This window comes from Mesorhizobium sp. B2-7-1 (assembly GCF_006440735.1).
GTDB lineage: Bacteria > Pseudomonadota > Alphaproteobacteria > Rhizobiales > Rhizobiaceae > Mesorhizobium.
In genome coordinates this window covers 78,057-89,528 of record NZ_VFUA01000015.1, presented here as the reverse complement: position 1 = coordinate 89,528, position 11,472 = coordinate 78,057, and the positions used below count along the sequence as shown (strand labels likewise).

13 protein-coding genes, 1 tRNA gene and 1 pseudogene are annotated in these 11,472 nt (G+C 64.9%); 7 read left to right on the top strand and 8 right to left on the bottom strand.

Annotation, left to right across the window (positions count from 1 at the left end):
* Positions 1–571, top strand: a pseudogene (locus tag FJ471_RS08955) (MFS transporter); the annotation flags it as partial.
* A 9-nt stretch (positions 572–580) separates the two neighbouring features.
* Here the strand turns inward: FJ471_RS08955 and FJ471_RS08950 are convergent.
* Together FJ471_RS08950 and FJ471_RS08945 are read right to left on the bottom strand one after the other, a co-directional pair.
* On the bottom strand, positions 581–1,240 hold the full coding sequence (locus FJ471_RS08950) for a response regulator transcription factor (RefSeq protein WP_140802819.1): 660 nt from the start codon (positions 1,238–1,240) through the stop codon (positions 581–583).
* A gap of 186 nt (positions 1,241–1,426) precedes the next feature.
* A complete protein-coding gene (locus FJ471_RS08945) occupies positions 1,427–1,861 on the bottom strand; it encodes a hypothetical protein (RefSeq protein ID WP_140802811.1) in 435 nt (144 codons plus the stop codon).
* Positions 1,862–1,972: 111 nt separating this feature from the next.
* On the opposite strand from FJ471_RS08945, the gene FJ471_RS08940 reads away from it, so the two are divergent.
* Genes FJ471_RS08940 through FJ471_RS08930 form a run of 3 tightly spaced genes read left to right on the top strand, consistent with a single transcriptional unit; the run spans position 1,973 to position 4,404 of the window.
* Positions 1,973–2,320: a DUF952 domain-containing protein gene (locus tag FJ471_RS08940; RefSeq protein WP_181179260.1), complete on the top strand. Its 348-nt coding sequence runs from the start codon at positions 1,973–1,975 to the stop codon at positions 2,318–2,320.
* On the top strand, positions 2,317–3,411 hold the full coding sequence (locus FJ471_RS08935) for a quinone-dependent dihydroorotate dehydrogenase (protein WP_140802809.1): 1,095 nt from the start codon (positions 2,317–2,319) through the stop codon (positions 3,409–3,411). Before FJ471_RS08940 ends, FJ471_RS08935 begins: the two co-directional genes overlap by 4 nt.
* A gap of 30 nt (positions 3,412–3,441) precedes the next feature.
* Positions 3,442–4,404, top strand: a complete 963-nt coding sequence (locus tag FJ471_RS08930; protein WP_140802808.1) for a cysteine synthase family protein — start codon at positions 3,442–3,444, stop codon at positions 4,402–4,404.
* 28 nt (positions 4,405–4,432) lie between these two features.
* Here FJ471_RS08930 and FJ471_RS08925 read toward each other — a convergent pair whose 3' ends face one another.
* Positions 4,433–5,764: an MATE family efflux transporter gene (locus FJ471_RS08925; RefSeq protein ID WP_140802807.1), complete on the bottom strand. Its 1,332-nt coding sequence runs from the start codon at positions 5,762–5,764 to the stop codon at positions 4,433–4,435.
* Between the two features lie 179 nt (positions 5,765–5,943).
* Here FJ471_RS08925 and FJ471_RS08920 point away from each other — a divergent pair, with 179 nt between their 5' ends.
* Positions 5,944–6,846, top strand: a complete 903-nt coding sequence (locus FJ471_RS08920) for a histone deacetylase (RefSeq protein WP_140802806.1) — start codon at positions 5,944–5,946, stop codon at positions 6,844–6,846.
* Positions 6,847–6,858: 12 nt separating this feature from the next.
* On the opposite strand, the gene FJ471_RS08915 is transcribed toward FJ471_RS08920, so the two are convergent.
* Complete coding sequence (locus tag FJ471_RS08915; protein WP_140802805.1) at positions 6,859–7,122, bottom strand: DUF6460 domain-containing protein; 264 nt, start codon at positions 7,120–7,122, stop codon at positions 6,859–6,861.
* Between the two features lie 142 nt (positions 7,123–7,264).
* Here FJ471_RS08915 and FJ471_RS08910 point away from each other — a divergent pair.
* Positions 7,265–7,338, top strand: a tRNA-Gly gene (locus FJ471_RS08910).
* Between the two features lie 24 nt (positions 7,339–7,362).
* Here FJ471_RS08910 and FJ471_RS08905 read toward each other — a convergent pair.
* From FJ471_RS08905 to FJ471_RS08895, 3 genes are read right to left on the bottom strand one after another with little or no spacing between them, the layout of a single operon-like run.
* Positions 7,363–7,908: a rhodanese-like domain-containing protein gene (locus tag FJ471_RS08905; protein ID WP_246684656.1), complete on the bottom strand. Its 546-nt coding sequence runs from the start codon at positions 7,906–7,908 to the stop codon at positions 7,363–7,365.
* Positions 7,909–7,947: 39 nt separating this feature from the next.
* On the bottom strand, positions 7,948–8,763 hold the full coding sequence (locus FJ471_RS08900; RefSeq protein ID WP_140802804.1) for a quinoprotein dehydrogenase-associated SoxYZ-like carrier: 816 nt from the start codon (positions 8,761–8,763) through the stop codon (positions 7,948–7,950).
* Between the two features lie 18 nt (positions 8,764–8,781).
* Positions 8,782–9,696, bottom strand: coding sequence for a quinoprotein relay system zinc metallohydrolase 2 (locus FJ471_RS08895; protein ID WP_140802817.1), 915 nt, complete (start codon positions 9,694–9,696; stop codon positions 8,782–8,784).
* 179 nt (positions 9,697–9,875) lie between these two features.
* Here FJ471_RS08895 and FJ471_RS34720 point away from each other — a divergent pair, with 179 nt between their 5' ends.
* Positions 9,876–10,328 carry a hypothetical protein gene (locus tag FJ471_RS34720; RefSeq protein WP_181179258.1) on the top strand — a complete coding sequence of 151 codons (453 nt, stop codon included), beginning with the start codon at positions 9,876–9,878 and terminating at the stop codon, positions 10,326–10,328.
* Positions 10,329–10,411: 83 nt separating this feature from the next.
* Here FJ471_RS34720 and FJ471_RS08885 read toward each other — a convergent pair whose 3' ends face one another.
* On the bottom strand, positions 10,412–11,401 hold the full coding sequence (locus FJ471_RS08885) for a LysR family transcriptional regulator (RefSeq protein WP_140802802.1): 990 nt from the start codon (positions 11,399–11,401) through the stop codon (positions 10,412–10,414).
* Positions 11,402–11,472 lie beyond the last annotated feature (71 nt).

Here is an 11,472-nt window from a genome sequence, read left to right as displayed (position 1 = left end):
GGTCATGCCGCCTTTGGCCGAGCGGCTATCGCTTCGCTACCGGCCCGGCGTCATCATCCCGGCGGGGCTTGCAACCATCGGCATCGGCTTCTTCCTGATGAAGTGGGGCAGTGCGGCGGCTCATGCCAGCTGGCTGACCATGCTGCCGGGATGCCTGATCGCGGGCGCCGGCCTCGGCATCACCAACACGCCGGTCACCAATACCACCACCGGCTCGGTTTCGCGCAACCGCGCCGGGATGGCGTCCGGCATCGACATGAGCGCGCGCATGGTCTCGCTTGCCGTGAACATCGCGGTGATGGGCTTCATCCTGGCGAGCGGTGTGCTCTCGCATCTGATAGTCGTGCTGCCCGATCGCGACAGCGCAAGGCTTTATCAATTCGCCCAGGCCATCGCGGCCGGCAATCCGGTACCGGGGCTGCCGGACAAGGTCGCGCAGAACGCGCTGGCAAACGGCTTTGGCTGGGTGATGCTCTATGGCGGCATCGGCGTATGGATCATGGCGGCGATCGGCTTTGCCATCTTCAAGGCACGACCGCTACGGCATGAGGCGGTTCAGCGCCCGGACTGAACCGGATGGTCAGCCGACCGGCTGCAGCGGGTCGCCGCCGATCCTCGACAGCTGGATGACCGCCTGGGTGCGGCTGTCGACGCCGAGCTTCTGCAGGACGGCAGAGACATGCGCCTTGATGGTCGCCTCGGAGACGCCGAGCTCATAGGCGATCTGCTTGTTGAGCAGGCCTTCGGCCAGCATGCCGAGCACGCGCGTCTGCTGCGGCGTCAGCGCCTGCAAGCGCTTGATCAGGTCGGAGATTTCCGGATCGCGCTCGACGCCGAGCTCGATGCCGGAAGGTGCTGCGATATCGCCGGCAAGCACCGCCTGCACGGCACCACGGATCTCTTCCATGCTCGCCGATTTGGAGATGAAGCCGGAGGCGCCGAGATCGAGCGCGCGGCGGATGGTGACGGGATCGTCATGCGCCGACACCACCACCAGCGGCACCGCCGGATGAATGCCGCGCAGCGAGATCAGGCCGGAGAGGCCGCTGGCGCCCGGCATCGACAGGTCGAGCAGCACCATGTCGATCTCTTCATTGGCCAGGACCAGCGCCTTGGCGCTTTCGAAATCGCCGGCCTCGTGGATGGCGGCAACGTCGCCGATGCCGGCCAGCGCCTCCTTCAGCGCGCCGCGAAAAAGCGGATGGTCGTCGGCAATGACGAAGGTGTGGCCCGACGGCAAATATTCCTCCCCCGATCCCATCATCATTGTGTGCTTCTTGCGGGGACCGGAATGATTATGCGGCGGCGTGGCGCGTTTTCAAGCGGCAAAGGCCGCGCGAAAGGTTTTCCCCAACGGTTCGGCTCTTGTTTTGCGCAATTCCAGACGGAAAACCCCCGCGCACTTTTTCTGAAATCGCGCGCCGGTTCAGGTCTTCTGGTTCAACTTGGCGCCGCCGTCGCCGTCTTCCTTGTCCATGTCCTTGACGATGTCCTTGAAGGTCCGGAAGAACTGCTCCATGTAGCCCATCGTCTTGTTGAAATCCTCTTGGCTGGGCAGTTGCGATTCCAGCCGGGCCGAGAGCGAATTCTCGAGCTTGGCGACGCGCGCGTCGAGCGCCTTGACCGAACTGTCCAGCCGGTCGATCTCGTCCTGGTAGGCGGCCCGCTCGTCGGCGGCCATCTTGCAGACGAGCTGGCCGGAGCGTTCCTCGCAGATCGACATGGCGCCGGTCTGGGTGTCCATGCGGACATAGCCGTCGGCCGACTTTTCCAGCCGGTAGCGGTCGGTCTCTTCGGAATAGGCGGAAGCGGCAACCAGCGAGCAAAGCGCCGCGGGGATCAGGATGTGCTGCAGACGCATATTGTCCTCCATGAGCCAGTGAAGGCGGGCTATCACAGGTTTGCGCCGGAAATGGGGAAGAGTCGAGCTTCACGCCTTCCCCGCACCTTCGGTTCGGACTATAGCGCGACAATGTCTCAGATTATCTACAAGATCGCCCCCGAGGCGCTTTGGCGCGAAGCCGAGACGAGCGGGCGCTTCACCGGCGCGCCGATCGACATCGCCGACGGTTTCATCCATTTCTCCACCGCCGCGCAAGCGCGCGAGACGGCGGCCAAGCATTTCGCCGGGCAGACGGACCTGCTGCTGATCGCGATCGACGGGGCGAAGCTAGGCGATGCGCTGAAATACGAGGTGTCGCGCGGCGGCGCCCTGTTCCCGCATCTCTACGCCCCGCTCGCTCTCGATGCGGTCCTGTGGGCGAAGCCGCTGCCGCTCGGCGCCAACGGTCACGAATTCCCGGCGTTGGAGGGCGAATGAGCGTGCTCGACCGGATCGGCCAAAAGCTGCTTTTCTCCTTCGATCCGGAAACCGCGCATGGCCTATCGATCGCGGCCTTGCGCTGCGGGCTGCCGGTCGGCGCGACGGCGCCGCGCGATGCGCGGCTGCCGACGCATGACGCGCGGCTGAAGCTCAACCTTTGCGGCCTCGAATTCCCCAATCCGCTCGGCATGGCCGCCGGCTACGACAAAAACGCGGAGGTGCCGGACGCGCTGCTCGGGCTTGGCTTCGGCTTTGCCGAGGTCGGCACCATCACGCCGCTGCCGCAATCCGGCAATTCGAAGCCGCGCATCTTCCGGCTGACGGCGGACGAAGCGGTGATCAACCGGCTGGGCTTCAACAATGAGGGCCACGCGGCCGCGGAAAAGCGGCTTGCCGCGCGCAAGGGGCGACCGGGCATCGTCGGCGTCAACATCGGCGCCAACAAGGACAGCGCCGACCGCATCGCCGACTATGAGCGCGGCGTCGCCCGCTTTGCGCCTTATGCGAGCTATCTGACCGTCAACATATCCTCGCCCAACACGCCGGGTCTGCGCAACATGCAGGCGCGCGAGCAGCTCGGCGAATTGCTGTCGCGGGTGATGGCCGCGCGCACGGCCGCTTCGGCGCAGCCGCCGGTCTTCCTCAAGATCGCGCCGGACCTCGTCGAGGCGGAGCTGGAAGATATCGCGGCCGAGGTCATCGAGAAAAAGATCGACGGCGTCATCGTCTCCAACACGACGCTTGCGCGGACCGGATTGCGAAGCACGACCGTGGCCAGCGAGGCTGGCGGCCTTTCGGGCAAGCCGCTGTTCGAGCGCTCGACGGCAGTGCTCGCCAGGATGCGCAAGCTGCTCGGCCCGAACATAGCCATCATTGGCGTCGGCGGCATCGACTCCACCGAGGCGGCGCTGGAGAAAATCCGCGCCGGCGCCGACCTCGTCCAGCTCTACACCGGCATGATCTATGCCGGACCGGCGCTGCCCGGGCGCATCGTTGCCGGCATGGCGCGCTTCGCGGAGAGAGAGCGCCTCAAATCCATCGGAGAGCTGCGCGACACCGGCTGCGCAAGCTGGTCCGAACGGCTCTGACGCGTTCCCACCGAATCAGGAGGACAGACGATGGCCGAGATTCTGAGCTCCGTCGTGGACTCGATCGGCGGAACGCCGTTGGTCCGGCTCGACAGGCTGACGGCGCAGGCAGGCGTCGACGGAGCAATCCTCGCCAAGCTGGAATATCTCAATCCGGGCTTTTCCAAGAAGGACCGTGCGGCGCTTGGAATAATCGAGGAAGCCGAACGATCCGGCGCCATCAAACCGGGGCAAACGGTGGTCGAACTTACCTCCGGAAACATGGGCACGGGGCTCGCGATCATCTGCGCCGTCAGGGGTTACCCTTTCGTCGCGGTGATGTCGAAAGGCAACTCCGAGGAGCGCGCCCGCATGATGACGGCGCTCGGCGCGGAAGTGATCCTCGTGGACCAGTTGCCTGGGTCGGTGCCGGGGCAGGTCTCGGGTGGCGATCTGGCGCTCGTCGAGCAGGCCGCCAAAGCGGTGGCGGCGGAACGAGGCGCCTACCGCGCCGACCAGTTCCATCGCGACGGGAACTGGCTCGCGCATTATCACGGGACCGGACCGGAAATCTGGGACGCCAGCCGTGGCGCGGTCGACGCATTCGTCGACTTCATCGGCTCGGGCGGCACATATGCCGGGGTGGCGAGGGCACTCAAGGAACGCAATCCCCTGGTCAAGTGCTTCATCGTCGAGCCTCAGGGCGCCGCGGCAGCAGCGGGAGAGACGGTTACCCGACCCGAACACCCCATTCAAGGCGGCGGCTACGCCGTGCCGGACCTGGCATTCCTGAACAATACGCCCGTCGATGGCTATCTTCAGGTTTCCGGCGACGAGGCACGCGAGGCGACGCGGTTGCTCGCGCGCAGCGAAGGTATCTTCGGCGGCTTCTCCTCCGGGGCGAATGTGGGCGCCGCGCTGCGTTTGCTAAAGGGCGATCAATCAGGCAAGACGATCGCTGTCGTGATTTGCGACTCCGGGCTGAAATACCTCTCGACCGACCTCTGGAGTTGAGAAACGCCTCAGACGCACGTATCCAGCGCTAAAATGCCGTGCGTAGCCTGAGCCTCAGCACCGCAAGTAAGCTCACTCCGCGCACCAGCAGGAAGACGTGCAGCGATGCCCACAGGCCGTTGTTGCCGAAGGCGGGCGCCAGGGTGATGAGCGCGGCGCTGAAGGCGAGGAACGACAACAGCATCATGTTGCGCATGTCGCGCGACCAGGTGGCGCCGATGAAGACGCCATCCATCTGGAAGGCGAGCACGCCGCTCAGCGCCGTGAAGGCCGCCCAGGGCAGGTAGGTGTCGGCGACCGCGCGAACATCCATCGAGGTCGTCACAAGCGCGACCAGTTTCGCACCGGCGGTTAGCAGGATGAGCGTGGCGATACCGGCTAGGCCAAAGCCCCAGATCAACGTCAGCCGCACGGCCTGCCGGAACGGGGCCGGCGCATGCGCGCCGATGGCGCGGCCGGCCAGCTGCTCGGCGGCGGTGGCGAAACCGTCGAGGAAATAGCCGGCGATGAGGAAGAAATTCATCAACACGGCGTTGGCGGCGAGCGTCACCGTGCCGAACTGCGCGCCCTGCCTTGTGAACAGCGCGAAGGCGGCAAGCAGCGAGAAGGAACGGATCATGATGTCGCGGTTGAGCGACAGCATGCGCCGGTAGGCCTGCAGGTCGAGGACGCGACGGCGCGACGGCCGTTCCAGCTTGCGGAAGCGGTTGAGCACTATTGCCAAGCCGAGCAGCATGGCGAGGAACTCGCCGGTGACGGTCGCCCAGGCGACGCCCGCAACGCCCCAGCCGAGCTCGAGGCCGAGCAGGAAGCAGAGCACGATGTTGATGCCGTTGAGCACGGCCTGCAGCATCAGCCCGATCCCACCCTCGCCGCGGCCCAGCACGTAGCCCAATATGGCGTAGTTGATCAGCGAGAAGGGCGCGGCGAGCAGTCTGATGCGGATATAGACCGACATCGCCGCACTGACGCGCGGCTCGGCGCCCATGAACCATTGGCCGGCGACGGCGAAGAGCGGCGAAAGGGCTGCAAGCATGACGCCCGCGACGACCGCGATCAGCACGGCGCGCCACAGCACCGACTGTTCCTCCAACGGATCGCCCCGACCGAACGCCTGGGCGACGAGGCCGGTGGTGCCGGAGCGCAGGAAGTTGAACGTGGTGAAGACGACGTCGAAGACCAGCGATCCCGCCGCCAGGCCGCCAAGCAAGGCCGCGTCGCCGAACTGGCCGACCACCGCCGTGTCGACGATGCCGAGCAGCGGCGTCGTCAGATAGGCAAGCGTCATCGGCACGGCAATCGCCAGCACCGAGCGGTTGGTGACGGCGAAGGACCTGGCGTTGGCTTGGGTTGCGTCCATTGCTGCCTGGCTGATTGCGGCTTGATCGAGGACACGATGTGCCCCAGTTTGCAGGCCTCACGCAACCACCATCCGCCGGACTGCCAACCGAATTTTCTGCTGGTCCTACGCAATTCCGGGCGGAAGCCGTTTCACACTTTTCCTGGAATTGCTCCAGGCTGGCGCAGGCCTTCCGATCCATGCCGCTGCAGATCGTCCATCATCCCGACTATGACGCCGGCTTCGCCGTCAACCATCGCTTTCCGATGAGCAAATATCCGCTGTTGATGGAGGCTTTGCATACGCGCGGGCTGGCCATGCCCGGAGCGCTCTCTATGCCCGAACCAGGACCTGCCGCACGGCTGAAGCTTGCGCATGCGGCCGACTATGTCGACCAGGTGATCGCCTGCCGGGTGCCGGAGAAGATAGAGCGCGAGATCGGCTTTCCGGTCGGTCCGCGCGTGTCGCTCAGGGCGCAACTCGCCACCGCCGGCACGGTGCTGGCCGCCAGGCTGGCGCTGAAGCATGGCATTGCCTGCAACGCGGCCGGCGGCAGCCATCATGCACGGCGCGCGCAAGGCGCCGGCTTCTGCACCTTCAACGATGTCGCCGTCGCCGCGCTGGCGCTGCTGGCCGAAGGCGCCGTCGAGAATGTTTTGGTCGTCGATCTCGACGTGCATCAGGGCGACGGCACCGCCGACATTCTGAAGGACGAGCCCCGCGTCTTCACCTTTTCCATGCATGGCGAGCGCAACTATCCGGTGCGCAAGATCGCCTCCGACCTCGACGTCGCCTTGCCGGACGGCGCCGGCGACGGCGCCTATCTCGAGCGGCTCGCCGCCATCCTGCCGGAATTGTCCGGGCAAAGGCGCTGGGACACCGTCTTCTACAATGCGGGCGTGGATGTCCATGCCGAGGACAGGCTGGGCCGGCTGGCGCTGAGCGACGACGGCCTCCGCGCCCGCGAAGACATGGTCATCGGCCATTTCCGCAAGCGCGGCGTGCCGCTGTGCGGCGTCATCGGCGGCGGCTACTCGACCGACGTGCCGGCACTGGCCGCACGCCACGCCATATTGTTCGAGATCGCCTCCCGATATGCGTGATGCCAGGCTGAGCTATTTCCTATAGTTGGCGATCCTGAGCAGGATGAACACCGGCACCACGATCGCCGCGCCGAGCAGGATATAACCCAGGAAGCGGTCGATGGCATGGAAGCCGAGATTCCACAAATCGACGAAGAACTGGCGGATGCCATAGAAGACATCCATCGGCGACCAGCCGAAGGCATGCATGACGAGGCCGACGAGGAAAGAGACCACGAGCAGCTTCAGGAGCACCCTCAGCGGCGTGTCGCCAAGAAAGCGCGTCAGTGCGGACAAGGCCATTCTCCGGTTCGAGCCGCCCGATTCGGCAGCGCGATACCAGAGATACGCATTCCGCGGAAAGGCATCAAGCAATGGAGCCGCCGGCTTCGCTTTGCCGATTGCTTGAGGCGGCGCCATCATGGTAACGAGGGCTCGCGCGGGTATGATGTAATGGTAGCCTGTCAGCTTCCCAAGCTGAACGCGCGGGTTCGATTCCCGCTACCCGCTCCAGCTGGCGGGCAGGATTTGCGCCTCTTATTTGGGCGCGGCTGCGCTCCAACCGGCCTCCGGCTTGACCACAGCGGTCTCGTGCTTCTCCTGCCAGCCATCTATGCCGGCGGGAAACCAGCCGACATTGGTGTAGCCTTTCATCACCAGCCGCTTGCCGACGTTCCAACTGCCCCAGCATTGCGGGCGGCAGAAGGTCACGATCGGCCTTGCCTTGTCTTTCTGCGTCAGTGCCTCGATGCGGCCATAGAATATCTTCTCCTGCCCATCCCCGAGAGACGCCGCTCCGGCGCCCGGCATCCACACCGCCCCTGGCATTGAACGGTGGGTTGGAAGCCAGAGCCCGTCCTTGGGGAAATCGTCCGGCTTCCTGTCGGCCGGACCGACATCGAGAAGGATCGGCTTCCTGGCCATCAGCGCCTCGAGGGCGGCGAGGTCGAGCACCCTTGCGCCTGAGAGCGTCGCCGGCGTCTCGCCATGCATCGGCCCGCTCCACAAACCGCTGGGCTCGGCGACCGGATCGGCGCGGGTCATATTAGGGAGGAGCGCCACCACGGCAACGATGGCCGCCATCCTGGCAATTTCAACAATGGAACGCATCGCCGGGCCCGATCAGTTCATCGCAGCCGGAATGTCGAAGCCCTGCTCCCAATGGCCATCCTTGGTGTCGGAAGCAACGACCTTCAGCGGCTCTCTCCCGTTCTGGACGAAGGAGAAAGTGATGACTGGATTGGTGGAGAGCGAGATATCGGCTTCGAGGTCGAACACCTTGGCATTGCCGGAGGAGACCGACATCTTGTCAATGTAGCGTGGCGGCGTGAAGTATTGTGTTATCGGGTTCTTCTGCATCCCGTTGAAATTGGGATGACGGATCATGAGTGTCGCCTCTACCGGCTTGCCTGCCGCGGCGCCCTCGGCGAATTTCATCCGCATCTCGCCCATGCCCGCCATGGCCTTTTCGTCGCTCGCCGCAACCGGCGCCGAGCAGCCGCCGGAGGCCTTCACGAAGGCGGCCGTCTCGAAGAGCCTGCCGTCCTTGGTCTCGGCCACGGCGTGGACATTCGTGTAGGTATCGATCCTCACGCGCAACTGCACCGACCCGGCATCCGCCGCAGGACCGAAGGTGAATTTGGCCGCGAAAGGTGCCGGGTTGTCGTCGATGACCAGATAGACCGACTTGATCCCGTTCTTCTCCGGCATCGTCAGCGTGATCGGTACGAGCGCAGCATCCTGCGCGCGCTTGGGCGCGTCGAGCTTGATCAGCGTTTCGGTCGGCTCGACCTTGCGGTCGCCGAACAGATACTGAGCGATCTGGTTCCAGCGTTCCTGCCGCTCAGGCTCCATGTTGACCGGCTCCGAGGCCGATGCTCGCGTGAGCGGCACCCCGGCAAGGACGGCGAGGCATATGGCAAGCGGCAGAATCTTCATGGTCTCCTCCTCGTCGGCCTACTCCCACTCAAGCTCCTTGTAGGCCTGGATGACATTGCGCTCGTTGTAGTCGTCGAACAGCACCCAGCGGTCCCGCTCCGATTGCGCGACGGAGCGGGCGGCATCCTCGATCGAGACGCCCGAGGCTATCGCCTTGCGCGTGCCGTCGCTCAAGGTGGACAAGTAACGCGTCAGGTCAGCCATGGCGGGAGCCATATCCACGATCGGCGGGCCATGGCCCGGCACGGCTCGAGACGCGCCGAGCGCCTTGAGCTTGTCGAGTTCGGCGAGCCATCCCGGCAAGCTGCCGTCAAGCGAAGGAACCCGGTTTACGAAAAGCAGGTCGGCCGGGAAGAGCAACCCGGTCTCGACATCCAGCATCGACAGGTCGCAATCCGTATGGGCCGTCGCGTGCGCGCTCAGCCGGACAACGCGGCCTCCCAGGTCGATTTCCGCGCCGTCCTTCATCACCTCCTGGGTGGGATAGACGACACTGCCGGCGCTCTCGGCGCCGAGGACCTCCGCAAGCCGCTTCTGGTAGAACTCGCCGCGCGCCTCCAGCGCCGACCGCAGCGCGTGGTGCCCGACAAAGGCCGGCCGGTCCGCGGCGAAGGCGGCGGCGCCGAAAGAATGATCCGGGTGCACATGGGTGATCAGAACATGGCGGATGGGTTTGTCCGTCCGCTTCCTGATCTCGGCCCTCAACCACTCGCCATCGGTGAGGCTGCCGCCGGAATCGGTGACCAGCACGCTATCGCGCCCGACGACAAAGCCGATGTTCGCAATGCCTCCGTGGTTGGCGGCCGCGGCTTCCTCGTGCGGGGCTGCGCGAATGAAAATACCCGGCCCCACCTCCGTCATGGTCGCGGCAGCGGTGCTGCTCGGCAAACAGCAGAGGCAGAATCCGCCGATCAGCGCGGCGCGTCGTGACATCTGAAGGGCCGACACAGCCCCGATGCCGGGCTGGCCTGACACATCCTTCAAAAAGGACGAAATATGCATATGCGCGTATAGCATGCCGGCTCGCAGCCGGCATATTGGCCAAAATGCCAACTGACAAGACAAGGCGCGAGCGACAGGCAGATCGCCGGATGCCGGCGCCGGCAAGGGTGATGACGGTCTACATCAAGGAAACTCGGATCTTGCGCAGATGCGCAAGATCCGAGCTCAACGTACCCCGGCGAGTGACGCCGTTACAGCCAGACATTGATCCAGAAGCGCTCACGCCGACAGCGGCGGCGCCAACGGCCATGATGCCAGTAGCGGCGGCAGACATGCCTCCAGCCCCGCCGGCGACCGCGACGACGGTGGCGCCAGCGCCAATTCCCGTGTCCGTGACGGCGATGGTGACGATGGTGCGACACCAATTCCACTTCAGCCGGATCCTCGCCATCGAAGACCGCGTTTTCCGGCTTGTCGAGCTCGTCCAGAATTCCGTTACCGGCGGGAATACCGGCAACGGCCTTGCTGGGTCCGGCAAGGCTTGCAAGTGCCGCCGCCCCCGCAACGCCAAGCATTCCAGTCAGAAACAATCGACGTTCCATCAAAACCTCCCGAGCTGTTGAGCATCGGCAGCTCTTCCCTCACCCGCAACGGGCTCCAGCGAGCGGCCGATCGGTTTGAACGTACAAGTAGCATTGTCGTTCCATTACCCCACTTCGCGCAAGATGAAGTCGTGCAACATTTTCGCGGCCGGCGAGAGCACGCGATTCTTGACCGTGATCAGGCTGTAGGGCCGGACTTCGATATCGAACTCGGTCTGCACGACGTCGATAGCGCCGGCCAGCCCGTCGCCGCCTTGAATGAACTTCGCGACCTGGATCGAGACCGGCGCGATGGCGTCGGACTGCGCCACCATCACCAAGGTGAGCAGCAGCGAAGAGGTGTTGAGGATACGGTCGGGAAGCGGAATGTCACGGTTCAAGAAGTTGCTTTCCATCGCCTGGCGCAGCGGCGAGCCGCCGGACTGGAACACCCAATCATAGCCCGCCGTTTCTTCCAGCCGCACCATCTTGCCGCTCGCTAAGGGGTGGCCGCGGCGCACGATGAGGCAGGCCTTCTCGACGCCGATGACGCGCGATTCGAAGAGCCGCGGATTGAGGTCGTCGGGGATGCGGGCGATGATGAAGTCGTGGCGCGACGCGATCAGTTCGCGGGCGAGCACGTTCGAGGTCTCGACCTGCATGGTGATCTCGATGCGCGGGTAGATGCGGCGGATCTCGCGGATCGCCGGCACGGCCAATTCGATCGCCGGCGCCGTCACCGCGCCGAGGAACACCGAGCCGCCCTTGCCGGCCTTGAGCTCGGAAATCTCGCGGTCGGCCTCGCGCATCTCGAGCAGGATCGAGCGGGCGCGGCGGGCGAGAGCCTGGCCGTAGGGGGTCAGCGCCACGCCGCGCGGCAGGCGCTCGCACAACTTAACGTCGAGCACCGCCTCCATCTCGGCGATCATGCGCGAGGCGGCCGGCTGGGAGATGTTCATGACCTGGGCGGCGGCGCTCACCCGTCCGTGATCGTCCAGCGCTGTGATCATGCGCATGTGACGAAGGCTGAGGCCGCTGCGCAGCAGGGTCTCCCCGTCTCCCGGCAATTTCTCGTAACTGCCTGAAATCGCTTCTGGATCGCGTAGTGCCGCCATGGATTGAAGCCTCTCCGCCGTGTTTCCATCTGCCGTTTTATCTATACCGGTTTCGATATAGCAACCAGCAA

Coding starts and splice junctions, on each gene's coding strand:
- FJ471_RS08925 (WP_140802807.1), bottom strand. CDS start 5,764: ATGGACGCAACCCAAGCCAACGCCAGGTCCTTCGCCGTCACCAACCGC.
- FJ471_RS34720 (WP_181179258.1), top strand. CDS start 9,876: ATGACGGTCTACATCAAGGAAACTCGGATCTTGCGCAGATGCGCAAGA.
- FJ471_RS08940 (WP_181179260.1), top strand. CDS start 1,973: ATGTCTCAGATTATCTACAAGATCGCCCCCGAGGCGCTTTGGCGCGAA.
- FJ471_RS08900 (WP_140802804.1), bottom strand. CDS start 8,763: ATGAAGATTCTGCCGCTTGCCATATGCCTCGCCGTCCTTGCCGGGGTG.
- FJ471_RS08930 (WP_140802808.1), top strand. CDS start 3,442: ATGGCCGAGATTCTGAGCTCCGTCGTGGACTCGATCGGCGGAACGCCG.
- FJ471_RS08905 (WP_246684656.1), bottom strand. CDS start 7,908: ATGGCGGCCATCGTTGCCGTGGTGGCGCTCCTCCCTAATATGACCCGC.
- FJ471_RS08885 (WP_140802802.1), bottom strand. CDS start 11,401: ATGGCGGCACTACGCGATCCAGAAGCGATTTCAGGCAGTTACGAGAAA.
- FJ471_RS08895 (WP_140802817.1), bottom strand. CDS start 9,696: ATGTCACGACGCGCCGCGCTGATCGGCGGATTCTGCCTCTGCTGTTTG.
- FJ471_RS08935 (WP_140802809.1), top strand. CDS start 2,317: ATGAGCGTGCTCGACCGGATCGGCCAAAAGCTGCTTTTCTCCTTCGAT.
- FJ471_RS08920 (WP_140802806.1), top strand. CDS start 5,944: ATGCCGCTGCAGATCGTCCATCATCCCGACTATGACGCCGGCTTCGCC.
- FJ471_RS08945 (WP_140802811.1), bottom strand. CDS start 1,861: ATGCGTCTGCAGCACATCCTGATCCCCGCGGCGCTTTGCTCGCTGGTT.